This is a genomic window from Jatrophihabitans lederbergiae (genome assembly GCF_031845305.1).
In the GTDB taxonomy this organism is placed as follows: Bacteria; Actinomycetota; Actinomycetes; order Mycobacteriales; family Jatrophihabitantaceae; genus Jatrophihabitans_A; species Jatrophihabitans_A lederbergiae.
In genome coordinates this window covers 1-24596 of record NZ_JAVREH010000051.1, presented here as the reverse complement: position 1 = coordinate 24596, position 24596 = coordinate 1, and the positions used below count along the sequence as shown (strand labels likewise).

Sequence of the window (24596 nt, the reverse complement as noted above, 5' to 3'; positions counted from 1 at the left end):
TGGTCCGGGCGGCCGACCAGCTGCTGCTGCTCAGCCACGCCACCGCCAGCGACCTCGCCCACCTCGCCGCCCGCATCGATGAGGTCAGCGGCTGGAGCGGGCGGGCTGGGTTGCTGCTCGTCGGCGGCGGCTATCCCGACGCCGAGGTAGCCCGCGAGCTCGGGGTGTCGGTGATGGCCCGCATCCCGACCGACCCTGTCGAGGCGGCGACCCTCAACGGCCGCAACCCGCCACGTAGGCGGCTGTTCACCCGCGCCACGCTGAGCCGGACCGCTGGGCAGGTCGCCACCGTGCTCGCCACCTCACGCCAGCTGCTGTACCGACCAGCACCGGGCACCGCCGCCGACGTCGACATCCCCGTCCCTGGCGAGCCAAGCTCGCCTGGCGCTGCGGAGCCGGCGCTGACCGCCGTGGCATCGCAGCTGCTGAACGGGCGGCTGACATGACCGCCACCACCTCCAGCCAGACGGCCGGGGCGGAGCGGCTGCGGGCCTGGCTGCGCACCGAGCTGCCCGCCCGGCTCGCCGCCCACACCGTCATCGCCGCGTCAGCACCGGATCAGCGGCGGCAACTCGGGCAGCGGCTCGCTGCCGAGATCGCCCGCGCCCACACCGAGGCCGAGCTGATGGCCAACCAGCCGCTACTCGATCAGTCCGCCGAGCGGCGGGTGCTGACCGAGGTGCTGGACGAGACGTTCGGCATGGCCGGGCTGCAACCACTGCTGGACGACCAATCGATCGAGAACATCAACGTCAACGGCTGTGACCGGGTGTTCGTCCGCTACGCCGACGGCACCCGCGCCCAACTCCCGCCCATCGCAACCAATGACGCGGAGGTCGAGCAGCTCGTCCGCACATTGGCCGCGCGGACCGGGTCGGAGGAGCGGCGTTTCGACCGCGGGTCACCGGCGGTCAACCTGCAACTACCCGACGGGTCCCGCTTGTTCGCGGTCTCGGCCGTCACGAGCGGTGGGCGGCCGGCGATCGCGATCCGTCGCCACCGCTACCGCACCGTCACCCTGCCCGACCTGCGCCGCCTCGCCACGATCGATGAGCACCTCACCGAGTTCTTGACCGCGCTGGTCCGGGCACGCAAGAACCTGCTCATCACCGGCGGCACCGGCATCGGCAAGACCACCCTCCTCCGTGCTCTCGCCTCGGCGATCGACCCCTCCGAACGGCTGGTGACCATCGAGGACGCCTTCGAGCTCGGCCTGGACACCGATCCCGCCCGCCACCCCGACGTGGTCGCGCTGCAAGCACGGGACGCCAACATCGAAGGCGAAGGCGCCATCTCCCAAGCCGAACTCGTGCGGTGGGCGTTGCGCATGTCACCGGACCGGGTGATGGTCGGCGAGATCCGCGGCCCGGAAGTAGTGCCCATGTGCAACGCCATGTCCCAAGGCAACGACGGGTCGATGGCCACCCTGCACGCCTCCTCCAGCCGCATCGCCTTCACCCGGCTCGCCGCCTACGCCGCCCAAGGCCCCGAACGGCTCCCCCTGCAAGCGACGAACCTGCTCATCGCCTCCGCCGTCCACTTCGTCATCCACCTCGCCCCCACCCCCGACGGAGTGCGAGTGGTGTCCTCCATCCGCGAAGTCATCGACGCCGATGACCGCCAGATCGTGTCCAACGAGGTCTACCAGCCCGGACCGGACCGCCGCGCCGTGCCCGCCGCACCACTGCGGACCGAGACCACCGAGGAACTGATCGCAGCCGGGCTCGACCCCGACCTGCTCAGCAACACAGCCACCCACCGGTGGCCCCGATGAGCGAACTCGCGGCGCTGCTGGGTGTCGGAACAGGCCTCGGGTTGTCGCTGATCCTCCGCGGCTTGCGCGGCACACCCGCCCGCCCGGATCGACCACCGTCCCGTAGCAGGATTCACCTCGCCGATCGGAGGTTCCTGCTGCGGCTGCTGGTCTCGGTCGGTGCGGGTGTGCTGACCGGCGCGGTCACCGGATGGGTGGTCGGCGCGGTCCTAGGCGCGGTCGGGGTCTGGGCGCTGCCGCGGGTCCTGGGCCCCGACCGGGAGAACACCGCGCGCATCACCCGCTTCGAGGCCATCGCCTCGTGGGCTGAGATGCTGCGCGACACCCTGTCCGCAGCCGCGGGGCTGGAGCAGGCGATCCTCGTCACCGCCCCCCTCACGCCGGACGCGATCCGTGACCCGGCCACCGCAGCCGCCGCACGGTTACGGGCGGGGCAGCGACTCGTGCCTGTCCTGCGACGGCTGGGCGAGGAGCTGGCCGACCCGACCGCCGACCTCGTCCTCTCGGCATTGGTGCTCGCGGCCGAGCAGCGCGCCCGCGACCTCGCCGAGCTACTCGGCTCCCTCGCCGCCGCTGCCCGCGAGCACGCCGCGTTGCGGATGAGCATCGCCGCCGGCCGCGCCCAGGCCCGCTCCGAGGTCCGCATCACCGTCGGCGTCACAATCGCCTTCGCCCTCGGACTGCTCCTGCTGGACCGCCGCTACCTGTCCGCCTACGACACTCCCGCCGGCCAACTCGTCCTGCTCGCCGCCGGCGCCCTGTTCGCGGCAGGGTTCGCCCTGACCGCGCGGATCGCCCGCATCAGCGAACCCACCCGATTCCTCCACGCCAACCCGACCGGTGACGAGGCCCGGAACGACGTCATGCCTGAGGGGACGCGCCGGTCGTGATCACCGCCATGCTGCTGGGTGCCGGGTGCGGGCTCGGGCTGTGGGCGCTCCTCGTCTGGGCCGCCCCACCCCGACCACCCCTGGGCGCCGTGTTGGCCCGGCTGCGGCGCCCGCCCGAACCGCCCCCGATCCTCCCCCCGGACCGGGGCGGGTGGGCCGCCTCCGCAGGCCGCCGCCTCACCCCCGCGTTGAAGGCACTCGGCCTGCCCGGCACCGGCGTGAGGCGCGACTTGGCGGTGATGGGACGCGACGTCGACACGCACCTAGCTGAGAAAGCCAGCCTCACCATCCTCGGCCTGCTCGCCCCACCCGTCTTCGTCCTGCTGTTGGCGCTGGTGGGCGCTTCGCTGGACCCGGTGCTGCCGGTGCTGCTGGTGTTCGGCTGCGCCGCCCTCGGATTCCTCGCCCCCGACCTGCGCGTGCGGGCCGACGCGAGGCGGCGGCGCGCCGACTTCCGCCACGCCCTGTCCGCCTACCTCGACCTCGTCGTCGTCTCCCTCGCCGGGGGCGCCGGAGCCGACGGCGCCCTGACCGACGCCGCCACCGTCGGACACGGCTGGGCCTTCACCCAACTACGCCACGCCCTCGACCTCGCCCGGCTCACCCGCGTCCCACCCGCCACCGCCCTCGCCCGCCTCGGGGCCGAGATCGGCAGCCGCGACCTCACCGAACTCGCAGCCTCGCTGTCCCTGGCCGGCACCGAAGGCGCCCGTACCCGCGCCTCCCTCGCAGCACGGGCGAAATCGCTGCGCACCCACCTGCTCACCGACACCGACGCCCAAGCCCGAGCCGCCACCGAACGCCTCGGCCTGCCCTGGGGGCTGCTGTTCCTCGGCTTCCTTATTTTCCTCGGCTACCCAGCCCTCCACCAGATCCTCACCGGCCTCTAAAACCCGGCCGCCCGGTCGCACCGAAGGAGAAACCTATGCTTGCCCTGCTCGCAGTGCTCTTGACCCACATCCGCGCCAACATCACCCAACTCCGCACCGAGATCCGCGACAACCCCGACGCCGGGTACTCCACCGAGACCGTCGTGGTCACCGCGCTCCTGGTCGCTCTCGCTCTCGCGGTCATCGGCGACATCATCTACAACAAGGTCCTCAACAAAGCCAACGGCATCAGCCTATGAGCAGCGCCGCGAGACTACAAAGGAACCTGGCCTTGGCTGCCCCGACCGCACTCGACCAGCACCCCCCGTCCGCGCATCGACGCGGGCGGCGATGCCGGCTGCCGCGACTCCACGGGTGGTCATCGGTGGCGGGCCGTGACCGCGGCTCAGTGGCGGCGCAGGTCGTGATCGCTATCCCGCTGCTGGTCATGCTGGTGCTGCTCATCGTGCAGTTCGCGCTCGCCGCCTACGCCGAACACATCGCCCAAGGCGCCGCCGAGCAGGCCCTGGACACCGCCCGCACCCTGGACGGCACCAACACCGACGGACAGGCCGAGGCACAGGCCGTGCTGGCGCAGCTGGCCACCGGACCCCTCACCCACCCGCGGGTGAGCGTCACCCGCGACGCCACCACCGTCACCGTCACCATCACCGGCACCGCCGAGAACCTCGTCCCCGGCCCCACCCTGCACGTGCACGCCCAGGCAGCCGGACCCATCGAAGAGTTCCGTGCAGACACGCCATGACCTCGCCTGATCGACCTCGCCACCCAGCCGGCGCACACGGACGTGTCGGCGCGCGACGAACCGTTCCGGTGGTGCGCGGTGACGAGGGCTCGGTCGCCGCCGAGGTAGCGATCGCGATACCCGTCCTGGTCGCGGTCCTGCTGTTCGTTGGTGTGCTGGTCGCGCGCGGCGTCGACGCCCGGCTACGCCTGGATGACGCCGCGCACCAGGCCGCCCGCGCGGCCAGCCTCACCCGCACCCCGGCCGCCGCCACCCTCGCCGCCCAACAGGTCGCCACTGCCAGCCTCAGCCACGCCGGCGTCGACTGCGCCGACCCGGCCGTCGCGGTCGACACCAGCGACTTCCAACCCGGCGGGGTCGTCACCGTCACCGTGTCCTGCCGGGTCCACCTGTCCTCCGCTGCGGCGCTGCTCGCCACCGGTGACCAGCGCACCCTCACCGCGACCTCGTCGTCGCCGATCGACACCTACCGGGCGGTCACTCCATGACGCGCCGACCAGGACGGCGATCCCGCGCCCGGCGGGAGATGCTGCGGCAGCGCGTGGGCGCAGATGAGGGGATGGTGAGCGCGTTCCTGCTCGCCACCATGATCGGCCTGTTCGCCGTCGTCGGCCTCGGCCTGGACCCCGGCGAGGCCTACGCAGCAAAGATCAAGGCGATCGGGCAGGCCGAGGAAGCCGCCCGCGCCGGCGCCCAACAACTCGACCTCCTTACTTACCGCGCCACCGGCATGTTGGAGCTCCACCCGGCTGCCGCCGAGCAGGCCGCGCAACGGTTCCTCACCGCCCAACACCTGGCCGGGACCGTCACCGCCACCACGACTCGGGTGACCGTCACCATCACCACCGGCTACCGCACCCAGCTGTGGCAACTCGCCGGCGTCGACACCATCGCGGTCCACGCGACCGGCAGCGCGGTGCCGCAACGCGGCATCACCGGCCCCGACAACCCCTGACCGGACCAGCCCATGAACCGTCACCCGCTCCCGCCACCACGCACGCGACCGCCCGCCGCCGTGCGGGTCTTGGTGCGCCTGGGACGCGTATTGACCGGCTTGGCCGCGGCCGGGCTGCTGGCCGCACTGGTCGCGGGCGTGCCCTACGGGCTGTGGCACTGGCTCGGCTGGCCACTACCCCACCACCTGCCCACGACCACCCAAGTCAAAGACGCCCTGACCGGGCCGTTCACCGACCGCCTCCTGCTCAACACCCTGGCCTGCCTGTGCTGGATCCTCTGGGCCGTCTTCCTCACCGACATCGCCCGCGCCATCCCCGACACACTCCGCAACACCCACCACAGCACCAGGCGCGCCACAGCACCGGCCGGGTTCGCCGAGGCGGATCGACGCTCGGGGCCACTTCGCGGGCTGGCAACCCTGCTGCTGGGCGCGATCGTGGCCGGACTGCTCAGCCTGCGCCCGCACCCGGCGCTGACCGCCCGCAGCGCGGCACCGCTAAGGGATGCGCGGCCCAGCATCGTGACGGCCGTAGTCCAACTGGATCCCCGATTTGCTTCGCCAGCCGTCGCGCCGGACGTCCCGGCCGGCGCGCATACCGCCGTCGTCCAGCCCCCGCACGACGGCATCCACGACAGCCTATGGCGCATCGCCGCCCGCTACCTCGGCAGCGGCGCCCGCTGGCCAGAGATCTACCAGCTCAACCAGCGCCATCCGCAGTCCGACGGCGGCGCGTTGACAGTGCCCAGCCTGATCCGACCTGGATGGGTACTCGAGCTGCCCCAGACTGTGACGCACCAACCGTCAGCGTCGCCGGCCGGTGGACCGACACCGCCGCGGACCTCGCCGCGCGTACCAACGTCCCCACCCGCTACGGGTGGCACAACGCGACCGGCCCCGGCGCCCACGACCACGCTGTCGACGCCGAGCGCGTCGCCGCATCCGACAACATCGCCCGCGCCCGGAGACCCCAGCGGTGACCGTTCGCGGCACAGCGGGGTAGACCTCGGCGACGGCGGGTACGTCAGCCTTGCTCTGGCGGCGGCGATCAGCTCCAGCCTGGTCATCGCCCGGCGTCGCCGCCGCCGCTGGTACACCCCGGGCAGCGGCCGCCGCGACGACCTGCCGGTTGCCCCGGTGGTGCGCAGCCTGCATCTGGCGCACCTGCGCGCCACGGCGCCGCCCGGCGATGAAGCAGACTCCTCAACCCTCGAAGTGGAAGGTGAATCTGCCAGCGATACCAGTGATCACGACGCGGGCGACCCCCATCCGCCCAGCGCAGGAACAGACGGCGCCGCCGGCTCGGTGAGCACTGACTCGCTCGTCGACCTCGCCGGGCACGGGGTCGGTCTGGTCGGTGGGGGAGCGGACAACGTGGCGCGCGCTGCGCTGCTCGATCTGCTCGGCGCGTCCGGCGACCGGGCGGTGGACGTGCTGGTGCCCGCGGCTGAGCTCGCCACCCTCCTCGGCCAGCATCCGGACGGGCCGATGCCGCGACGGCTGCACGTCGTCGACACCCTGGACACCGCACTGGACCAGCTCGAGGCCGCGACCCTGCACCGCGTCCGGCAGTCGGGCGGGGATCGCCGCCCGATCGTGCTCATCGCGCGTCCTGGCGCGGACACCGCGAGGCTGCAGGCGGTCCTGGACAACGGCGCGACACACAACATCCGTGCGATCCTGCTCGGGCAGTGGCGCTCCGGGACCAGCGTCTACGTCGGCCCGGACGGCCTGGTTTCAGCCGGCTACGGCGCGGCCGCCGCCCTGAACGGTACGCGGCTGTTCACGCTGCCCGCCTCGCAGGCAGTCACTTTGCTCAACGTCTTCAGTGAGGGCGAACAGAACCCGCAGAGGCAGCCACCAGACGCTGCCGATCGCTACGCGGACCCGACCAGGGTCGACCAGGACGCCGCCATCGCCACCGAACTCGACCCGGTGTCGCCCGTATCGAGCAAGAGGCAACCGGTCGCACCGATTCCTGACACGCAAGTCGGCCACGCGCTCAAGGCGGCGAATCTCCAAGCAGCGCCGCCGCTGGATCTGCGGATCCTCGGCCCAGTGAGCTTGATGTGGACCACAGCTCCGGAGCAGCACAGCGGGGCGAGCGCGAAGGTCGAGACCATCGGTGCGTTGAGCCCGCGGCTGCGGGAGCTGCTCGTGCTCCTCGGGCTGTACCCGGACGGCATCAGCCGCGACCGGATCGCGGACACGCTGTGGCCCGACGCGCCACCGGAGCGCCCGCACAACAACCTCACCACCAGCCTGTCCCGGCTGCGCACCGGGCTCGGCAAAGCGACCCGGGGCCAGGTCAGCGAGGTGGTACTGGCAGTCGGCGACCAGTTGCGGCTCGATCCGGCCGTGATCCGGGTCGACTACCGCGACTTCACCGACGCCGATACCGCTCGCCGCGACGCGGCCACCGACGCGGCCCGCGCCGAGGCATGGCGGCACATGATCACCACCTACCGGGGAGAGCTCGCCGACGGTCTGAGCGCCGAGTGGCTCGAGACACCGCGGGAGGCGATCCGCCGCGACGCCATCGACGCCGCCTCCCGGCTCGCCCGTGCCGTCGTCGCCACCGACCCGCAGCAGACCCTGGACCTGCTGGAGACCGCCCGCGCGCGCGACCCCTACAACGAGCAGCTCTACCGCGACATCATGCGGGTCCAGCGCCGCCTCGGGCAGGTCGACGCCATCGAACGCACCCTGGCCCTGCTCGCGACTCGCCTCGGCGAACTCGACGAGTCGCCCAGCCGCGAGACCGTCGAGCTGGCCTCAGCGTTGCGACGACCGGCCACCCGGGAACCAGGCGGGACGGCCACGCCAGTGGCCCGCTGACGCCGCAAGGCTGGGTCTACGGCGTGAAAGGGTCAGCGAGGCAGGACCCTGCTGGCGATCAGCAGTTTCGACCGGAGGTTCGATCGGCGGCGTGGACTCCATGGTTACGGCCGCGGAATCGAGCGCCTGTCGTTGCGTGGTCTGTGCGCTGCGCTTCTCCGCCGAGGCGCAGAAGGGGGCTCTTCGGTGTTGGTCCGCGGCTGCCAGACGCGTCCTGCTCATGGCGTCCATACCCGAGCCGCTGAGCCTTACAGAGCCTGAGGGCTCCGGCGATTGCCTTGGCGAACGCGCTGGCCGGTCGGAGTTGACTCGCATCAGATTGGCTGCGTTTCACGTGCCGATCCGTCGTCCTGATCAGGTTGGGCGACCGTCCTCGGTCGCTATCCCGACTCGGCTCACAGGCTCAGCTCGCCGGTACCGCGGCGGATCCGTTCGGCGATGAGTGAGACGTCGTCGAGTTCGCCGGTGGCGATGGCGATGATCAGATCGTAGGCGGCGTCGTTGGTCAGGTTGAGGCGGCGGCCGTTGATGCCGAGGAACGCGATTAGCCCGGCCAGGGCCAGCCGTTTGTTCCCGTCCACCAGGGCGTGGTTGCGCGCGAGTGAGTGGACCAGGGCGGCGGCCTTGTCCTCCAAGCTTGGGTAGGCATCGTGGCCGAAGGCTGTTGCCTGCGGTCGGCCTGCGGCCGCTTCTAGCAGGCCGATATCGCGCACGGCGGCAGGCTCGGCGAGTGCCCGGGCCGCGACATGGAGCAACTCGGCACTGGTCAGGTAGATCACGCCGTGATCGCTATCCTCGGCGAGCTAGTGACCGAGGCGTTCCAGCGCCTCGGCGTAGCGGGGAAGCTCCTGCTCCAGCACTTGGTCGAGCAGTTCGGCGCGGCTGTGGTTCTCCACATACTCGCGGATCGCCGCACGAGCCACCTCCTGCATCGACCGCGCCTCTAACTCCGAGCGCCGCCGCAGGGCGGAGGCCTCATCGTCGGTCAATCGCAATGTCATTGCCATAGAACCACGGTATCACCGTTGATACCGAACTCTGCGCCTCGAGCCTCGCCTCAGCGCGCAGGCCGTGGCGGCTGGCGCCTTGGCCCCGGGTGCCGGGCTTCTCGGCGCCTTGCCGTGTGATCGCGGTGGTCGGCGCTGCCGCTACGACCCCGGGCTCGGGCAACGCGGGCGTGCCCGGGTTGGACGTGGCCGGCTTCTTCTTTCTTGTAGCGGCCTTGTCCGGCGGTGGTCTCGGAGCGATGACATGAAGCTCGCGCATTATCGGGGTAGGCGGAGTTCCATGGTGTAGAGCCGGCTAACCGTGCGGAAATTTGTTAGTTATTTCATTGCCGTGACGATCAGAGCGACTTTGCTTTGATAGCTGTTCCCGGATATCGCGTGAGAACTTTAATTCCGCTTGGTCCTGAATAGTGATAGGAGCGATTCATGTCTCTGTATCGCTTCGCAGCGAACTCAGACTGCATAGAGATTCGTTCGACGAAACCGACTCCGGTCGGCGGGTGAGTCGTCCAGTCCAACGGCCGATCTGTGGTCCGTTCCCTGATCCCGCTAGAAAGGTACCCCCGTAGCGCCCGGGGATGCCCGACCTAGCGGGTCGGCGGTCCTGCCTGTATCCCAGACTCGTCAGCCCCGCAGGCGCACAAAGCAAATTCTCGGCCACCCGGCCATCGGCCCGGCAAGGCGTGCTCGCCACAACCACCTTCCGACTGCGCCGGCTCCCTTTACTCCGGCTGGCTCCGCCCATCGCTCGTGTTCCCCCCGCCCTAGTCCGTCCCGCCCGCTTGGGTGCGAGTATTCGTTTGCCGGTAGTGGCATTGCAAAAACGTAGGGCCGTGCGCCTCGATTTGCGCCGAACAAAGGTCTTGGACACCTTCCGAAGCAGAGTTATCGTTGACCTGCCAGAAAGAAGCCGGACCCGGATTTCCGAACTGGCAAATCCACTACTCACTCGCCGCATTGGAGGCGCGCTGTGACCATGCACGAAAACTCGAACCGTCGATCCACCCGATCGGACGAGATCGACAAAGTCTCCACCAGCGACACCGTCGCGCAGGCGCTCACAATCAGGCCGGGCTCGACGGTGGCCGAGCTGGCAGCTGCGACCGGCCTGGGCAGGTCGACGGTCGGCAAGGTCCTCGCCGCCCTTGAGGCCGCCGGTGCGGCGCGGCGGCAGCCGGGCGGCCGCGACAGGGCACAGCGCCTGCCCGACCGGTGGATGCCCGCATCGGACCCGCACACCAAGACAGCCGCGCCGGGCAAGGCAACGACCGCCGGTGGAAGCGCGACCGGCCGTCTGAGCAAGGGCGAACTCGGCGCGATGGTCGTGGGCTACCTGATCAGCCATCCCGACGACGAAGTGGGCCCGACCGTCGTGGCCCGCGCGCTGAACCGGTCCCAGGGCGCGGTCGCCAACGCTCTCACCAAGCTCGTGACCACCGGGGAAGTCGAACTGACGAGCGAGACGCCGCGCCGCTACCGCCGCGCCGCGACGGCGTGAGCGTGGCATCGGACGGCGGTGTCAGGGAGGCGAGGCCGTTGCTTGGCGTAACGCGTCGCGTTATGCTCGCGGGGTGATCAGGTCGTTCGGTGACGCCACGACCGAGCGGGTCTGGTCACGGCGGTTCGTCAAGGCGATGGACCGCAACCTGCAACGGATCGCGCTGCGAAAGCTGGCCATGCTGGACGCTGCCGAGGTCCTGGAGGATCTGCGAGTTCCACCGGGTAACAAGCTGGAGGCGCCCAAAGGCAACCGCACAGGCGAGCACAGCATCCGGGTGAACGACCAGTGGCGGATCTGCTTCCGCTGGACCACAGCCGGGCCGGAGCACGTCGAGATCGTCGACTACCACTGAGGCGTCGATTACCACTGAGGGGTGAGACAGCTATGGACAGCGACATGATGCCGCCGATCCAGCCGGGCGAGGTGCTGCTGGAGGAGTTCATCGTGCCGCTCGGCACGACCCAGCACCGGGTCGCCGTCGACATTGGAGTGCCACCGCGGCGCATCAATGAGATCGTGCACGGCAAGCGGCGCCTCACCGCTGACACCGCGCTGCGCCTGGGCCGCTACTTCGGTACCACGGCCCAGTTCTGGGTGAACCTGCAAAGCCGCTACGACCTCGACGTCGAACAGGACAACCTCGGCCCCGACCTCGACCTGATCACCCCGCTGCGCTAGGCGTGACTGTCTTGGCGCGTTCGCGACGGGGGGGCGCCGCTTGTGTCGATAAGGCCGAAAGTGATCGACTTCACTGTCGAGTATGGTGAAAGCTAGGAACTCGGGCTACGTACCGGGCGAGCTGATCTTCGAACGGGCGTTACCGCTGGGCCGTCGTCGCGATGAGGGTTGAGGAGATGTACGCCTGCGCGGGATTGGTCGGGACGAACAATGTTTCGATGCCGCTGAGGTGACGGTTCATCTGGGCCATCGGCAGTTCGTGCTCCAGGTCGCCCAGGGTGCGCAGGCCTCGCACGATCACGCCGATATCCGCCCCGTGGCAGTAGTCGACCAGTAGCCGGCCGGCACTGGAGTCCACCGTGACATTGGCCAGTTCGCTGGTCAGGTCGGCCAGCAGGGCCAGTCGTTCGGCGAGGCGGAGCCGGCCGGTCTTCGTCGGGTTGGTCAGGACACACATGACGACTTCGTCGAACATGCCCGCGGCCCGGCGCGCCACGTCGAGGTGTCCGTGCGTGGCCGGGTCGAAGGAGCCGGGAAATAGGGCGCGCATGGCTTGCCATGTTATCGATTGGCGGTGGGGCGCGGGTTGCATCGCGGCGTTGTGGGAGCGGCGGAGATCACTGTCTTATGTGGCGATGCTTGGTCAGCTGCAGGAGTCGATGGTGGCTGCCCTCTGCGGCAGCCTTCTGATTCGGTCGACTGTGTCAGCGGAGGCCCGCAGGCGGGTGATCTCGTCGTGTTGGGCCGCGAATTGGGCCGGGGGCTTGGGTGCCGAAGCCGGTGAGCTCGTCGATCGTGATGGTGGACTGGGCGAGGCGCTGTATCAGCGCTGTGATCTCGTTGTTGAGACGGGCCATCTGGGCGTCGCGTGGGTCGGGTTGCTCCGCTGGAGGGCTTGCAGGCGTCGTTCGAACTCGGCGCGCAGGTGGGCAGAGGGGCGGGCGGCTGCCGTAGCACGCGGTGCGGTCGACGCCGGCCTCCGCGGCGAGGGTCCTGACGTCGCATCGACCGCCGGGTGGGAACTCATCGCGCAGGAGCCGGTCGATGGCGGCGCGGGATCCAGTTCTCGTTGGTGGCTCGCTGGTCGGCGGAGATTCGCATGTCATTCCCGGTCGTTGGCTTGGAGGCGGCGTCGATGGCGTCCTATGTGAGTGGCCGAGTGGCGCCGTAATAGCCGGATTCCACTTGTCCCAGCGGGGTGATCTCGATTTTCGCGCCGCTGTGCGGGGCTTGGACGACCTGGCCTTGGCCGAGGTAGATGGCCTCGTGGCCGATCCCGGTCACGGTGCCGTCGTTCGACCAGAACACCAGGTCGCCGGGCTGCAACTCGGCGTTGGTGGGGTGCACGGAGCCGGCCTGGCTGTATTGGGTCGCGGCGTCGTGATCCAGGTTCAGCCACGGCGCAAGGGCATAGAGGCTGAGTCCGGAGCAGTCGAATCCGTAAACACTGGCGTCGTTGCGGGAGTCGTAGTCGACGGCCCTGCCGTAGGTCGGGCCGGCCGCGGTGCCGCCGTCGAAGGTGTAGGGCCAGCCCAGCCACCGCAGCGCCCGGTCCGCGATCGCCTGCCCGATCGACGGCGTCCACGCCCCACCGACCGGCCCGCTGGGGCTGATGGCTGCGGCGTAGGCCCGGGCTGCGGCCACGACGGCGGCGACGTAATGCTCGCTGTGGTTGTAGGCGAATATCGCCGCGTGCAGATCCTGGCCGTTGGCCGCGCCGTTCGCGCACAGCATCCGGGCTGCGGCGTTGATCGCGTCGACCGGGTCATACGGCGATGGCGGGTCCTGCCCACCGGGCGGGACCGGGAGCGAGTATTCGGCGAAGGTGGCGGGCAGGAACTGCATCGGCCCTTCGGCACCCGCGCCGTTGGCGCCGGAGCGCACGCCGGGCAGGTCGGACTGGCCGTGGTCGGTCTCGATCTTGCCGATGCCGGCCAGGACGGTCCAGTCCAGCCCGGGGCAGGTCCGGGCGGCTTGTTGGTAGAGCAGCAGGTAGTCCGGCGGGATACCGCTCAGCGCGAGCGGGCCCGGAGCACTGGCGCCCGGGCTGCCGCCGCCGAGGAGTTGGGAGGCGACCGCTCCGGCGGAGGCGGCCAGCAGGGCGGCGGTGAGCAGCAGCCCGCCGATGCCGCCCGCGGCGGCCTTGAGCATCACCGGTCAGCCGCCCGGTCATCGGCGCCCGCTGTACCGGTGTGGGTTGGCCAGCCTCCTGTGGCTGGGGGCATCGGTGCCGGCGGCGTGAGGCCGGTCCCTGGCCGGTGCGCGGGTGTGGTGTCGCTGGGGCCGGCGGGGGCCGGTGGTGCGGCGTGCGGCCAGACCTGGGCGAGCTGGGCCAGCCGGACCCGCGCGACGCTATTCGGCGCACCGGGCGTGGTGCTCGGGGTGAGTGGGAGCCACCGCGCGCCGGCCGGGCTGTCCGGCGCCGCCGCGGCCCACGGGCACCTGGTGCCGTCACGGTCACCCCCCAGAGCGATGGCGGAGGTGGTCGCGACGGGGACCAGGTCGGGACGGTCCAGCCCGCGCAGGACGGCGGAGAGCGCGGTCCGGGCGTTGGCTTCTCGGGTCGGGGTGGGCATCCAGAACAGGACCGGGGTGGGAATGCCTGTGGCGGCGGCGAGGCGCTGGTAGCCGGTGAGCTTGCCGGCGACCCGGCTCAGCGCCTCGGTCCCGGTGTCGTATTCGAGGAAGAACTCCACCTCGCTCGTCCGGCCGTCGCTGGGTTCGCGCCAGCGGCCGTAGGCGTCGGGACGGACGTGCTCGCCGAACAGGCGGCCGCAGCGGGCCTCGGACCACCATGCGGTCACCGCCCGCGACCCACCTGCCACGCCGTCGCCTCCTGGACGGTCCTCGGGGGAGTGGCGGGCGACGGCGACGAGGTCGGCGAAGAACCCGTTCACGCCGACGGTGTGGGCCAGGCGCAGGCTGTGCGCGATCCGGATGGCCCGGTCGTGGCGGTAGCCGAGGTCCTTGGTGCTGGTGTCGATGCCGTCCTCGGCCGCGAGCGCGGCGGCTCCGGCGGTGTCGAGCACGTAGTGCATCGGCGCAGAGCCGCTGGTGAGGTAGGGCTGGAAGCGGTCCACGACCCGCCACCGGTACAGCGACAGCAGCCGCCGGTTCGCGCCCCGGGTCGAGGCGAACGCGAGCTGGGCGATCTGGGCGGCGGTGAGGACGCGGTGCTCGGCCAGTACCCGGGCCAGCCAGCGGTCGCGCGGGGTGAGGTGGGCGGCGAGGTAGGCGTGGTGCTCGCCGGTCAGCGCGGCACGGTCACTCGCGCGGGGCGGGCGGTGCCCACGCAGGTCGCGTTGCGGCGCCGGATACGAATTCATCGGGGGTCCTCCAGGACGTGAACAGGACGGTTAGGGGCGGCGTTCATCTGCCGTGACGGCAGCGGGGCTGGGATGCGTCGGCGGTGGCTGGACGCGGGCCGCGGCGGCGCGCTCGATCGCACGGCGCCGGCCGGGCACGGCGGCGGGCAGCGGTTGGGTCTTCAAGGTGAACGGGGCGGTCTCCTCGCCAGCCACGAGAAGGCGGGCGGCGGCCCGGTAGGCGCCGAGGTGGGCCAGGTCGTGCTCGGACAGGCGGGGTGCGGTGTGGCGGGCCAGTTCCCGGGCGTCCTCGGGTGAGGCGTTGAAGAAGATCTTCGATCTAGCGTTGGCGGAGATGCCGTCGTGCAGGTCGCGGCCGAGCTGGCCGAGGTGCTGGTGCGCCAGCACCATGGACAGCCGGAAGCCGCGGGCTTCGGCGAGCATGTCTTCCAGTGGGTAGGGCAGGTTGAGGAAGTTCTGGCACTCGTCCATGTACAGGGCGCAGTCGGCGCGGGCGTGTTGTGGCAGGCGGGCGCGGGCGGTCGCTGCCTGCCACACCCGCGCCACGATCAGGGACCCGACGAGGCGGGTGGTCTCTTCTCCGAGCGAGCCCTTCGGGATCCGGACCAGGCACAGGCCGCCGTGGTCGAGGATCTGGTTCATGTGCACGGTGGAGGGGCCGCCGGCGATGGCTTGTTTGACGAACGGGCGCAGCAGGAACGCGCGTAGCTTGTTCATCAGCGGTGCGATCGCCTGCGCCCTTCCGGCGTCGGACAGCTGCTCGTACCAGGACCAGAATCCCCGCAGCACCGGATCCTTGACTGCGGCGGTGGCGGCGGCCCGGTAGTCGGGATCACCTAGGAGTGTCGGCAGATCCGCCAACGTCGCGGTCCTGTGACTGGCTGTGGAGTGGGCGCGGAGGGTGAGGCAGGCGGCGCGCAGGATGTCATCGGTCCGTGGTCCCCAGGAGGCGGAGTAGACCCGGGCGAACACCGACACCAGGTTGTCCATGGCGATGTCTGGCAGCCCGTCGTCCAGGGGGTTCAGGCACGGGGCTGTGGTCTTCGAGTCGGCGTCGAACAGCGTCACCCGCTTGGTGGCCTCAAGGGGCAGCCGGTCCAGGATGTCGGTGATCAGGTCGCCTTTCGGATCGACCACGACGACCCCGCGGCCGGCGTTGGCGTCGTCGAGGATCAGTTGTGCCATGAGCGTGGACTTCCCGCTGCCGGTCGCGCCGAGCAGGTGCAGGTGCTGGCGGGCATCGGCGACTGCAAGCCCGACCCGGCGGCGGGTTCCGGTGTCGGCGACGCCGAGCGGTTTCACGCTCGGGCCGGGTGCGGGGATGCCGGGCGGTGGGGCGACCGCGCGGGCACCGGCGTGCTGCAGGCCGGGGATGGCCTCATCGGTCGGGATGTGCGCGATCACTGCAAGCTCGGGGATCGAGAGCAGATCACCCTTGCCCAGCCGGCGGGACCGGAGGGTCTCGGCGGGGTGGCGCAGGCGGTGCCGGCGGTAGTGGTTGTGCTCGCCGTAGGCGGCGAAGGCCGAGGCGATGGCGTGCCCGCGTCCGCGCAACCGATCGCGGACCTCGGCCAGCTCCGCCCGGGTGACCCCGATGGGGGCGGGTGTGGTGACGGCGTAGCGGATGCGGGTCTCGAACAGCGCGCCGCGGGTCTTGGCCACCACGGCGCGGTCCTGGGCGGTGTGCTCCAGCGACGTCACCCGGTCCACGACCGGCCCGCCCGGTCCGGTTCGCCGGGACGGCGGGTGTGGAGTGGCCAGGTCGAGGATGCGTCCGGCCAGGCGGGGGGAGCGACCGGTGTGCAGCTGCCGGGCCGCGCGGCGCGCTCGGGTGACGCGCCGGCCGGTGACCGGGCGGGCCAGGACCTGCACGATCACCAGCTCGCCTGAATCGAGGCCGACCGGGGCGCCGAGGAGGGCACGGATCGGGTCGGCGTCGAAGCCGGTGCGGATCGGCAGCGCCTCGCTGCGCGCCAACCGCAGCTCCCCGCCGACCTCGACCTGAACGCCAGTGTCGTGGGTGCTGTGCGCGGATGTTGGTGGCGTGGCTGTTTGGGTGCTGGTGTGGGCTCCGGGCCAGGCGGCCTCAATGGCACGCTCGACCATGCCCGGCGGCACCAGGCCGGGCACCCACAGCCGCAGCTGCACGCCATCGGGAGTGAAGGCGTACTCGAACGCCACGTGCGGTTGCCCGGTGAACCGCCGCCGCCAGGCAGGGCGCAGCAGCCCGACCAGGTTCGCCCACAGCGCCTGCGCGCCGGCCGGGTCGACCGTCGGCGGGGCGAGGATGCTGATCAACCGGGCGTCCACCGCCAGTTGCCGCTGGCAGCGACGCCGCCACCACACCTGCGCCACCCACACCGCGACCAGCCCAACCAGCAGGACTGGACCCATTACGACGCCTGGCCCGAGCGCCCAGTCCTGCAGCCAGGCCAGCAGGTGACGGACGGCCGCGCCTGGGTCGCGCAGGTAGGTGACCAGCGGCCCGGACGGCGCGACCGGAGTCGAAGGCGTCGGCGGGTGGGCGGTGATCAGCGATGCGAGTGGCGTCCGCCCGCTCACGCCGCCGCCACACCGGTGTCGGTGTCGTCGAGGTCGATGTAGATGTCGTCGCCTGTGTCGGGTGATTCGGCCGCGTAGGCCGCGAGCTCGCCGGGTGCAGTGGTGACGAGTTGGTGCTCGATGTCGGAGGCGATAGCTTCGAACGCGACCCGCTGCGTGCCCGAGGACAGCAGCCCCTGACCCCGCTCGGCGGACAGCAGGAATTGCCGTTCGCCGGCCGAGAGACCGAACGTGGCCGCGATCTCCTCGATCGCCTGCGCGGCTTGGCGGAGCAGGATCTGGGTGGCGGCGTTGGCGACCACCGCCCGCCCGAGGTCCGAGCCGAGCAGATCACCGCTGTCCTGGGTGGCCACGGTGAGGCCGGCCCAGTGCTTGCGGGCCGACTTGGCCATCCGGAACAGGAACTCCGCGCCGGCCTTCTCGGCCATCAGCAGCCACGCCTCGTCCACCACGACCAGGCGGGGCCGGCGGTTGGCCGGGTTGGCCACCCGCCGCCAGATCGCGTCGAGGGTGAGCAGGGTGCCGATCGGTTTGAGCTCATCGGCAAGGTCGCGCAGGGAGAACACCACCAGGTGCGACTCCGGCCGGGTCGTCGTGGGGCCGGTGAACAGGCCGGCGAACGCGCCGTCGACGTAGGGGTGCAGCCGGTCCGCCAGCGACGCCGCGCGCGGATCGTCCAAGCCAGCAAGGACATCGCGGAGGTCGGCGAGGATCGGTGCGGGCCTAGCCCAGGTGCGTGGGTCGGCGGTGATTCCGGCCCGCTGGTAGGTGCCGGTGATGGCCCGGTCCAGCACGGCCCGCTCGACGGCCGACGGCTCGCCGCCGAGCAGCAGGGTCAGGACGGTGTGCAGGAACAGCGACCGCCGCAGCAGGGCGTCCTTCGGTGCGGTCCGCCGGCCGTCCGCTCTCGTATGCAGCGGGAGGTCGAAGGGGTTGAGCCGGGCACCGTTGGCGCCGAGGTGGATGTAGGCGCCGCCGACCGCCTCGCACAGCCGGCGGTATTCGTCTTCGGGGTCGATGACGGCGACCTCGACCCCCCGGTACAGCGACCGCAGTACTTCCAACTTGACGAGGTAGGACTTGCCGGCGCCGGAGCGGCCGAGGATCACCGAGTTGTGGTTGTGCACCTGATCGCCGAGTGCGAACCGATCCCAGTGCACCAGCCCTTGCGAGCCGAGGTTGTACCCGTACAGCACCCCCGACGGCGCCTCAAGAGATGTCGGGTCCGGCGCGGGCAAGTCCGGTGACGTGAACGGGAACGCCGCGGCCAACGCGGAGGTGTCAAAGGTGCGCCGCATCCGCAGCTGGTCCAACCCCAGCGGCAGGCAGGTCACCCAGCCCTGGACACTGCGGTAGGTCGCCGGCTTCGCATCCAAGAGCAGGCTGGCGGCCAGCGACCGGACGGCGGCGACCTCGTCGACCAGAATGGCGGCGTCGGGCGCGTGCACCGACAGGTACAGCCCCGTCCGGTAGAGCTTGCCCTCGCCACGGGCGACCCGGGCGGCGAGGTCATAGGCATCCTCGGTCGCGGCCTCTACCTGCGGGTCCAGCAGCCGACCGTGCTGGTCGTCGTTGCGGCGCCCGGACTCCAACCGCGCGAGCTGCTTCTTCAGCCGGTCGGCCGCGGTGACCGGATCGATCGGCTCCGCATGCAGCGACACGTCGACCCGTCCCGGATAGGACAGCAGCGGCTGCAGCCAGCCCGGGTAGACCTCGCGCGGGTAACCGACGACGGCGAAGGACGCCACGTGCTCGCCGCCGACCACGACGTGCCGGGCCGCGACCTCCAGCGCGTCGGGCGTGAACGCACCCGCCATGCCCGACCCTGCCTTCTGACCACGTCGCGTGCGGCGGGTCACTTGGCCCACCACAGCTCGTCCTCGCCGCCAGCGATGTCCGGCGCCACGGGCGGCTGCGGCCCGAGCGGCTGGTCATCGACGTCGAGCGAGTCATAGTCGGACGCTGTGGTGATCACCTCGTCCGCGGCGGCCAGGCCGGCGGTCGGCGGGATGAGGGTGTCGGGGTTGCAGGCACTGGCCAGGACGGCGGTGGCCTGGCTGGCATCCAGCGGCGTGATGACGATGCCCGCGGCAGACAGCAGGGTGACCGCCTCGCCCAGCCGCCGCGCCAGCCGGGTCTCGGCCGCCCGCCGCAGCCCAGCCGCACGGTCATCCACCCGCCGAGCGCGACCGCCGAACAGCCGAGCTGCCCGGCTCGTGGGTGTGCTGGTGAGGGGTTCGCGGAGGATGAGCAGCACCTGCCGGCGCAGCAGGTCGCTCTGCTGCGCGAGCTGGGCCAGGAAGTCGGCGTGCTCGCGGGCAGCGGCTTCCAGCGCTGGGTGCGGCAGGCCGCCGGCGTGCTGACGCAGTTCGGCGATCTGGGCCGAGAGGTCCAGGCGTTGGGCCCGGATCAGGATCTGCACCGGTGCGGTGAGGGAGTGCAGGTAGCGGCCGAACGAGGCGACCAGTGCCTCCTGCTCGCCGGGGGTCCGCAGCCCGAAGTTCACCGTCGACGCCACCGCGACGACTGCCATGCCGTCCGGGCCGAGGTCGATCACCCCGGCCTCGGTCACCGCTTCGGCAGGGAACTGCAGCGCGCTCGGCCGTACCTGGCTCATCGCGTCGTCGAGTCGGGTTGCGCGGGCGGTGACCCATTCCGGTGCCGGGGTGACGCCGTCGGGTGCGGCGACCTGGACCCGCGGCGTCATCCGCTGCCGCAGCGCGGCCAGCACGAGCCGGTCCAGGCTCACCCCGTCGCGGGACCCCAGCGCCAACAAACCGGCAGCGACGGCGACCGGTGCCGCGACGACCAGGAACGCCGCGACCGGGATCACGCCGCGGGTCGCGGCGTAGACCGCGTACAGGACCAGGCCGGGCACGGCCAGGATCGCCAACTGCCGGGCGGTCAACCCGGCCAGCACCCGGTCCGCCCGTTCCACGTCAGCGGGGATCCGCACCGGCTCGCTGACCGCCGAGCTCATAGGGATAGTCATCGGGCGTCATCTCCTCGTCGTGAGCGCGGTTGTGCTTTTGGCGCTGGTGGTGGGGTGCGTGTCGGGCGGCGGCGGGTTGTGCCGGCCAGGTCCACCGACGGCCGCACCCTGGCGTCGGTGCCCGTCCCGGTGGCGGGTGCGCTCGCTACACGGGGCCTGGCCGTCGGCCGCGCAGGTGCTGTCGGTCCGAGGCCGGTCAGCACCGCCGGCCGCGACAATGCTGCCGGCCGTGGCGGTGCGGCCCCGGTGGGCCGATGAGCAACGGGGATCGCTCGACGCGGCGCCTCGGTGAGGCTCGCCGGGACGGAAACCCGGGACCTGGTCGGGGACGCCGGCGGCACGGCGGCCGGTGCGAGCGGTGTGGCGGGTGAGCTGGCCGCCCGGTCGTTGGAGGCGGGCATCCGCGGAGCCACCGGATTGCTGGCGGCGAGCGCGCCGGGCGCTGCCTGGCTGCGCACCGCACTGCCCGGCGCGGACCGCATTCGAGCGGCACCACTCGACGGGCCCACTGGTCGCGGCCGGCGCGGCTGCCCGCTGCCCGACGGCGCGGGACCGCCCGGCCGGGGACCTCGACGCGGTCCACCGCCGGCCGGACCAGGCCGACCGCCGGGGCGACCTGCCCCGCTACCGCCGCCGCCCAGTCCCATGAGACCGAGGGTCTTGTAAGCGATGAGCCCCTTCACGGCGCCGCCGAGCATCGACCGGCCGCCGCCGACTTGGACCGAGTGCAGGATCCAGAACGGGATCTTGTGCAGGATGTAGAGCAGCGCGAAGGTGACGATCACGTTCACCAGCCCGTCGGCCGTGGGGCCGAAGAAGCTGAACCCGCCCGGGGTCAGGAACACGTTCATCGCGGCGACCAGCGTCAGCGACTGGACGATCTGGATGGCCAGGACTCCGGCGAACGTGCGCCACCACCAGCGGGCGATGCCTTCGGTCTGCGGCAGGGCGTGGCACATCAGCGCCAGCGGTGCCCCGGTGATCAGGATGACGGTGAGCGCGACGCGGATGACGTAGCCGACCAGCAGCGCGAGCAGGACGCACGCCAGGCCGATGCCGATGAAGCTCAGGAAGATGCCGCCGTTGGTGACCGCGTTCAGCACCAGACTCGTGAGGGTGCCGGCGGCGGACGTGGCGTCCACGCCCTGGCCGAGCAGCCCGGTGGAGAGGGCGTTGGCGAAGCTGACGGCTTTGCCGGCCAGCAGCAGGCTCATGTTGGCGGTGATGAACCCGACCACGAGCCGCGGCGCGATCTCCTTGATGCCCTGGCGGGTCTGCAGCGTCTCATAGGCCATGACCAGGATGCCGGCGGTCAGGATGATCAGCGCGTACACCGCGACCGCGATCTGTCGGCTGTTCTCCCACAGCTGCCCGACCCGCGGCAGCGCCGACGGGTCCGGGGTGGTGAGCAGGGTCTTGCCGAGCAGTGTCAGCAGCGGGTTGAGCGCGTCGTTGACCAGGCCGCCGAAGAAGGCGTTGATCGCCTTCGTGACGGCGTTCACCACCGTCTTCGTCAGCTGGTCGGAGCCGACACTGAACGGGTTCGGGATCGAGACCGCCAACGGGTGTCCCGTCGCGGCGAAGATGCTGGGGGGTGGCATGGGTCAGGTTCCGACGATGCCTTGGAGCACCGTCACCACGAGCGGTGCGAGCGCGGCCAGGGCGTAGCCGATGCCGGCGGACTTGAACGCGGTCTTGGCCTTCTCCACCTCGCCCGGGTCACCGGCTGCCAGTACGTAGCGCAGGCCGCCGATCGTCAGGAAAACGGTCGCCAGCAGGGCGAGGATGCCCATGATCCAGTTGCGGATGTTGTTCAGCACGTCCTCCATCGACCCCGCAAGCGCGACCACCTGTGCTGACCCGGTCGCGGCGTGGATGGGGTCGGCCGAGGCCGGTGCCGCTCTGAGCACCGCCACCCCGGTCACGGCGGCGGTGGCGAGCAGTACGACGAGAAATAGCCCGGGCGCCCGCCGGTAGAGCGGGCGGGCGCGGTGACCACGTCGGGTGGGGGTTTCGTGCATCGGGTGACCTCCGGGCATCAGGCGGGCCGGCAGGAGTTGCCGACGTAGCTGAAGTCCCGATTCCGTGCCCGTCTTGGACACGGGGTTCACGCCGATTCCCGTTCGGCCGGCCGCGTGCTGATTGCGGTGACCGGCGCGGCGCCTCGGCTACGGCTTCTGGCCGGCGAGATGCTGCGGCCGGGTTCGGTGTCGAGCAGGTAGGTCAGCAGGTGCTGCTCGGCGCGCTTGCGCAACTTGTAGACCGCCCACGTCGACGCCCCGTGCGCGGTGGCCCAGTCCGCAACCGCGATGTCCTCCAGCCGGGTCGAGCCGATGACGTCCGCTTCCAGGCGGCTGATCGCACCGTCGGCGACCGCGCGGGCGAGCACGAGATCGGGGTGCCCCCACGGCGGGACCGGCGGCAGAGACCCGAACGCGGGCGCGGCCGGTGCCGGCCCGTCGAGTGACTCGGTGAGCGCGGCGTGCCCGGCTCGGTAGGCGGCCCAGCGAAGCCGCAGCATGATCCGCGGCCGCTCGATGTCGACCTCGGCGAGCGCGGCGAGGAACCCGGTCAGTACCTCGGCGTGGATGTCGGCCGGGTCCCCGGCGAAACGACCGGTCAGCCGGGCCGCGACCGAGGTCAACGCGGGCAGCGCGACTCCGACCGCGCCCACCGTCCAGGCGCCACCTTCTCTGCGTGAGCGGGTGACGAGTTCGGCCCAGACAGCGTCGCGGGTGGCCTGGGGACAGGACGCGGCGAGCAGCAGGTCCCGCACCAGGGACAGCGGCAGCCCCTCGCCGGGAAGCCCGTCGAAGTTCCTGCCGTCCAGTGACAGCGGCTCGGGCTCGGTGACCAGCAGGGCGAAGCTGGTCCGGGCGATATCCAGCGAGTTCGGGACACCCCCCGGGCGGCGGTGCCGCGCCCGATGGATGGGACTGCCAACAGTGGATGCGGTGGTGCTGGGGTGGTGGCTCGTCATGGAAGTCGGCTCCTCGGTCTAGATCGGGTTCGGACGCGATCAAGGACGCCACGTCACCCACTTCAGACCAGCTACGCCGTGACTACAGATCGACTACAGCCCCGGGGTGTCGCCCGCCTGCCAGCGGCGGGACCTCCCCGGTGAAATCGCCCTTCCAGGAACTGATTTGCATCGGCGCCCCAGCCGCCGGGCCCGCGCACAGGTCCTGGAATTCGGGGCGTGCGGGCGGCTTGTAGTCGATCTGTAGTCGTCTTGTAGTCGTATTGAAAAGCCGGTTCAGCCGTCCGCTACCCATTAGCAGGCCCTTTCACGACGTCGTGTCCAAACGGAACCCGTTACGCGGAGTTCAGCTCCGCAAGAGATCCCCAGCCCGTCCGGACCGGTCCGCACCCGACTGCGGCCCGGCCGGAAGGTGGCCACCCGTCCCGTAGAAAGGCGCGCCCGTGCACCCACTCACCGACCATTCGAAAACCGCCGTCTGGGGACGGTGCTGATGACCGAGCAGCCCCCGCTGTCTGTCTGGCTCACCGCCCAGCGCACCGCCCGCGGCCAGCGCGGCGACCGCTACGTCCCGGCCTCGACCGCGCACCCGGGCAAGATGCTGCCCTCGATCGCCGCCCAGGCCATCACCGACTACACCCAGCCCGGCGACCTCGTGCTCGACCCGATGTGCGGCATCGGCACCACCCTCGTCGAAGCCATCCATGCCGGCCGGGACGCGGTCGGCGTCGAATACGAGGCACCCTGGGCGCAGCTGGCCCGCCGCAACCTGCACCACGCGAGAAGCCAGGGCGCGACCAGTTCCGGCACCGTCGTCTGCGGCGACGCCCGCCAGCTCGACACCCTGCTCGACCCAGACCTGGCCGGTCGGGTCACGCTGGTGCTCACCTCGCCCCCGTACGGGGCGTCGCTGCACGGGCAGGTCACCCCGCGCCCCGGCGCCGGGATCGAGAAACGCGACTACCGCTACAGCCGAGACCGCGACAACCTCGCCCACGTCGGCCTCGACAAGCTCGTCACCGGCATGATCGACATCCTCACCGCCTGCACCGCGCTGCTGCGACCCGGCGGGATCGTCGCCATGACCGTCCGGCCGTACTGGTCCCGCGGGGTGCTCGTAGACCTTCCCGGCCGGCTCACCACCGCCATTACCGACCGCACGGACCTGACCCTGTTCGAGCGCAACATCGCCCTGCTGGCCGGGGTCCGCGACGACAGCCTGATCCCGCGGGCATCGTTCTTCCAGCTCGACCAGGTCCGCAAAGCCCGCACCCGAGGCCTGCCTCGGCACCTGCTTGCCCACGAGGACCTCCTCGTCTTCCGCAACCCGCCAACCTGCTCGGGTTCGGAAAAACTGAAGGGTTCTCAGGGGGAACCCGAGTGTTCACCACGGTCATTGTCGTCGTCGGGCACTTGGGTTCGCGCCGATGACACGGGCATCGCGGCGTGATCTTCGGA

23 protein-coding genes and 1 pseudogene are annotated in these 24596 nt (G+C 71.1%); 13 read left to right on the top strand and 11 right to left on the bottom strand.

Annotated elements, in window-relative coordinates:
- From RM423_RS20600 to RM423_RS20560, 9 genes and pseudogenes are all read left to right on the top strand, one after another.
- Positions 1–446 (top strand): annotated as a pseudogene (locus RM423_RS20600) (hypothetical protein); the annotation flags it as partial.
- Positions 443–1774: a CpaF family protein gene (locus RM423_RS20595; RefSeq protein ID WP_311424923.1), complete on the top strand. Its 1332-nt coding sequence runs from the start codon at positions 443–445 to the stop codon at positions 1772–1774. The pseudogene RM423_RS20600 and the gene RM423_RS20595, both read left to right, overlap by 4 nt.
- The gene (locus RM423_RS20590) at positions 1771–2664 is read left to right on the top strand and encodes a type II secretion system F family protein (protein ID WP_311424922.1); all 894 of its coding nucleotides are present in this window, start codon (positions 1771–1773) and stop codon (positions 2662–2664) included. Before RM423_RS20595 ends, RM423_RS20590 begins: the two co-directional genes overlap by 4 nt.
- The gene (locus RM423_RS20585; protein WP_311424921.1) at positions 2661–3554 is read left to right on the top strand and encodes a type II secretion system F family protein; all 894 of its coding nucleotides are present in this window, start codon (positions 2661–2663) and stop codon (positions 3552–3554) included. The genes RM423_RS20590 and RM423_RS20585 overlap by 4 nt, the downstream gene beginning before the upstream one ends.
- Before the next feature lie 35 nt (positions 3555–3589).
- Positions 3590–3793 carry a hypothetical protein gene (locus RM423_RS20580; RefSeq protein WP_311424920.1) on the top strand — a complete coding sequence of 68 codons (204 nt, stop codon included), beginning with the start codon at positions 3590–3592 and terminating at the stop codon, positions 3791–3793.
- Positions 3794–3918: 125 nt separating this feature from the next.
- The gene (locus tag RM423_RS20575) at positions 3919–4299 is read left to right on the top strand and encodes a TadE/TadG family type IV pilus assembly protein (protein WP_311424919.1); all 381 of its coding nucleotides are present in this window, start codon (positions 3919–3921) and stop codon (positions 4297–4299) included.
- On the top strand, positions 4296–4787 hold the full coding sequence (locus tag RM423_RS20570; protein ID WP_311424918.1) for a TadE/TadG family type IV pilus assembly protein: 492 nt from the start codon (positions 4296–4298) through the stop codon (positions 4785–4787). The genes RM423_RS20575 and RM423_RS20570 overlap by 4 nt, the downstream gene beginning before the upstream one ends.
- A 53-nt stretch (positions 4788–4840) precedes the next feature.
- Positions 4841–5254: a hypothetical protein gene (locus RM423_RS20565; protein ID WP_311424917.1), complete on the top strand. Its 414-nt coding sequence runs from the start codon at positions 4841–4843 to the stop codon at positions 5252–5254.
- A 90-nt stretch (positions 5255–5344) separates the two neighbouring features.
- Positions 5345–8092 carry a BTAD domain-containing putative transcriptional regulator gene (locus tag RM423_RS20560; protein ID WP_311424916.1) on the top strand — a complete coding sequence of 916 codons (2748 nt, stop codon included), beginning with the start codon at positions 5345–5347 and terminating at the stop codon, positions 8090–8092.
- Positions 8093–8487: 395 nt separating this feature from the next.
- Here the strand turns inward: RM423_RS20560 and RM423_RS20555 are convergent, their stop codons facing one another.
- Positions 8488–8871, bottom strand: coding sequence for a type II toxin-antitoxin system death-on-curing family toxin (locus RM423_RS20555; protein ID WP_311424915.1), 384 nt, complete (start codon positions 8869–8871; stop codon positions 8488–8490).
- A gap of 24 nt (positions 8872–8895) precedes the next feature.
- A complete protein-coding gene (locus tag RM423_RS20550) occupies positions 8896–9093 on the bottom strand; it encodes a hypothetical protein (RefSeq protein WP_396327813.1) in 198 nt (65 codons plus the stop codon).
- 982 nt (positions 9094–10075) lie between these two features.
- Here RM423_RS20550 and RM423_RS20545 point away from each other — a divergent pair.
- The 3 genes from RM423_RS20545 (at position 10076) to RM423_RS20535 (ending at position 11278) form a co-directional block, all read left to right on the top strand.
- Entirely contained in the window at positions 10076–10597 is a 522-nt protein-coding gene (locus RM423_RS20545; RefSeq protein WP_311424926.1) for a MarR family transcriptional regulator, read from the top strand.
- Between the two features lie 73 nt (positions 10598–10670).
- Positions 10671–10952 (top strand): type II toxin-antitoxin system RelE/ParE family toxin, encoded by a 282-nt coding sequence (locus RM423_RS20540; protein ID WP_311424913.1) that lies wholly within the window; start codon positions 10671–10673, stop codon positions 10950–10952.
- Between the two features lie 32 nt (positions 10953–10984).
- Positions 10985–11278 carry a HigA family addiction module antitoxin gene (locus tag RM423_RS20535; protein ID WP_311424912.1) on the top strand — a complete coding sequence of 98 codons (294 nt, stop codon included), beginning with the start codon at positions 10985–10987 and terminating at the stop codon, positions 11276–11278.
- A 139-nt stretch (positions 11279–11417) separates the two neighbouring features.
- Here RM423_RS20535 and coaD read toward each other — a convergent pair whose 3' ends face one another.
- The 9 genes from coaD to RM423_RS20490 form a co-directional block, all read right to left on the bottom strand.
- Positions 11418–11828 carry a pantetheine-phosphate adenylyltransferase gene (gene coaD, locus RM423_RS20530; RefSeq protein WP_311424911.1) on the bottom strand — a complete coding sequence of 137 codons (411 nt, stop codon included), beginning with the start codon at positions 11826–11828 and terminating at the stop codon, positions 11418–11420.
- A gap of 593 nt (positions 11829–12421) precedes the next feature.
- Positions 12422–13429 (bottom strand): C40 family peptidase, encoded by a 1008-nt coding sequence (locus tag RM423_RS20525; RefSeq protein ID WP_311424925.1) that lies wholly within the window; start codon positions 13427–13429, stop codon positions 12422–12424.
- Entirely contained in the window at positions 13429–14604 is a 1176-nt protein-coding gene (locus tag RM423_RS20520; protein ID WP_311424910.1) for a replication-relaxation family protein, read from the bottom strand. Before RM423_RS20520 ends, RM423_RS20525 begins: the two co-directional genes overlap by 1 nt.
- A gap of 30 nt (positions 14605–14634) precedes the next feature.
- Positions 14635–16998: a type IV secretory system conjugative DNA transfer family protein gene (locus tag RM423_RS20515; RefSeq protein WP_396327812.1), complete on the bottom strand. Its 2364-nt coding sequence runs from the start codon at positions 16996–16998 to the stop codon at positions 14635–14637.
- A 164-nt stretch (positions 16999–17162) separates the two neighbouring features.
- On the bottom strand, positions 17163–18983 hold the full coding sequence (locus tag RM423_RS20510) for a VirB4 family type IV secretion system protein (RefSeq protein WP_449555813.1): 1821 nt from the start codon (positions 18981–18983) through the stop codon (positions 17163–17165).
- 38 nt (positions 18984–19021) lie between these two features.
- Positions 19022–20158, bottom strand: coding sequence for a PrgI family protein (locus RM423_RS20505; RefSeq protein WP_311424907.1), 1137 nt, complete (start codon positions 20156–20158; stop codon positions 19022–19024).
- On the bottom strand, positions 20155–21759 hold the full coding sequence (locus RM423_RS20500; RefSeq protein WP_311424906.1) for a hypothetical protein: 1605 nt from the start codon (positions 21757–21759) through the stop codon (positions 20155–20157). The genes RM423_RS20505 and RM423_RS20500 overlap by 4 nt, the downstream gene beginning before the upstream one ends.
- 3 nt (positions 21760–21762) lie before the next feature.
- Positions 21763–22179, bottom strand: coding sequence for a pilin (locus tag RM423_RS20495; protein ID WP_311424905.1), 417 nt, complete (start codon positions 22177–22179; stop codon positions 21763–21765).
- Positions 22180–22265: 86 nt separating this feature from the next.
- Entirely contained in the window at positions 22266–23138 is an 873-nt protein-coding gene (locus tag RM423_RS20490) for a hypothetical protein (RefSeq protein ID WP_311424904.1), read from the bottom strand.
- Positions 23139–23631: 493 nt separating this feature from the next.
- Here RM423_RS20490 and RM423_RS20485 point away from each other — a divergent pair, with 493 nt between their 5' ends.
- Complete coding sequence (locus tag RM423_RS20485) at positions 23632–24588, top strand: TRM11 family SAM-dependent methyltransferase (RefSeq protein ID WP_311424903.1); 957 nt, start codon at positions 23632–23634, stop codon at positions 24586–24588.
- The last annotated feature ends 8 nt before the right edge of the window (positions 24589–24596 follow it).

What these genes read in the sequence shown, in the direction of transcription:
- RM423_RS20595 (WP_311424923.1), top strand. Translation starts at nt 443, where the DNA reads ATGACCGCCACCACCTCCAGCCAGACGGCCGGGGCGGAGCGGCTGCGG.
- RM423_RS20590 (WP_311424922.1), top strand. Translation starts at nt 1,771, where the DNA reads ATGAGCGAACTCGCGGCGCTGCTGGGTGTCGGAACAGGCCTCGGGTTG.
- RM423_RS20580 (WP_311424920.1), top strand. Translation starts at nt 3,590, where the DNA reads ATGCTTGCCCTGCTCGCAGTGCTCTTGACCCACATCCGCGCCAACATC.
- RM423_RS20570 (WP_311424918.1), top strand. Translation starts at nt 4,296, where the DNA reads ATGACCTCGCCTGATCGACCTCGCCACCCAGCCGGCGCACACGGACGT.
- RM423_RS20550 (WP_396327813.1), bottom strand. Translation starts at nt 9,093, where the DNA reads ATGACATTGCGATTGACCGACGATGAGGCCTCCGCCCTGCGGCGGCGC.
- RM423_RS20545 (WP_311424926.1), top strand. Translation starts at nt 10,076, where the DNA reads ATGCACGAAAACTCGAACCGTCGATCCACCCGATCGGACGAGATCGAC.
- RM423_RS20535 (WP_311424912.1), top strand. Translation starts at nt 10,985, where the DNA reads ATGGACAGCGACATGATGCCGCCGATCCAGCCGGGCGAGGTGCTGCTG.
- coaD (WP_311424911.1), bottom strand. Translation starts at nt 11,828, where the DNA reads ATGCGCGCCCTATTTCCCGGCTCCTTCGACCCGGCCACGCACGGACAC.
- RM423_RS20525 (WP_311424925.1), bottom strand. Translation starts at nt 13,429, where the DNA reads ATGCTCAAGGCCGCCGCGGGCGGCATCGGCGGGCTGCTGCTCACCGCC.
- RM423_RS20520 (WP_311424910.1), bottom strand. Translation starts at nt 14,604, where the DNA reads ATGAATTCGTATCCGGCGCCGCAACGCGACCTGCGTGGGCACCGCCCG.
- RM423_RS20515 (WP_396327812.1), bottom strand. Translation starts at nt 16,998, where the DNA reads ATGGGTCCAGTCCTGCTGGTTGGGCTGGTCGCGGTGTGGGTGGCGCAG.
- RM423_RS20510 (WP_449555813.1), bottom strand. Translation starts at nt 18,983, where the DNA reads ATGGCGGGTGCGTTCACGCCCGACGCGCTGGAGGTCGCGGCCCGGCAC.
- RM423_RS20505 (WP_311424907.1), bottom strand. Translation starts at nt 20,158, where the DNA reads ATGACTATCCCTATGAGCTCGGCGGTCAGCGAGCCGGTGCGGATCCCC.
- RM423_RS20500 (WP_311424906.1), bottom strand. Translation starts at nt 21,759, where the DNA reads ATGCCACCCCCCAGCATCTTCGCCGCGACGGGACACCCGTTGGCGGTC.
- RM423_RS20495 (WP_311424905.1), bottom strand. Translation starts at nt 22,179, where the DNA reads ATGCACGAAACCCCCACCCGACGTGGTCACCGCGCCCGCCCGCTCTAC.
- RM423_RS20490 (WP_311424904.1), bottom strand. Translation starts at nt 23,138, where the DNA reads ATGACGAGCCACCACCCCAGCACCACCGCATCCACTGTTGGCAGTCCC.
- RM423_RS20485 (WP_311424903.1), top strand. Translation starts at nt 23,632, where the DNA reads ATGACCGAGCAGCCCCCGCTGTCTGTCTGGCTCACCGCCCAGCGCACC.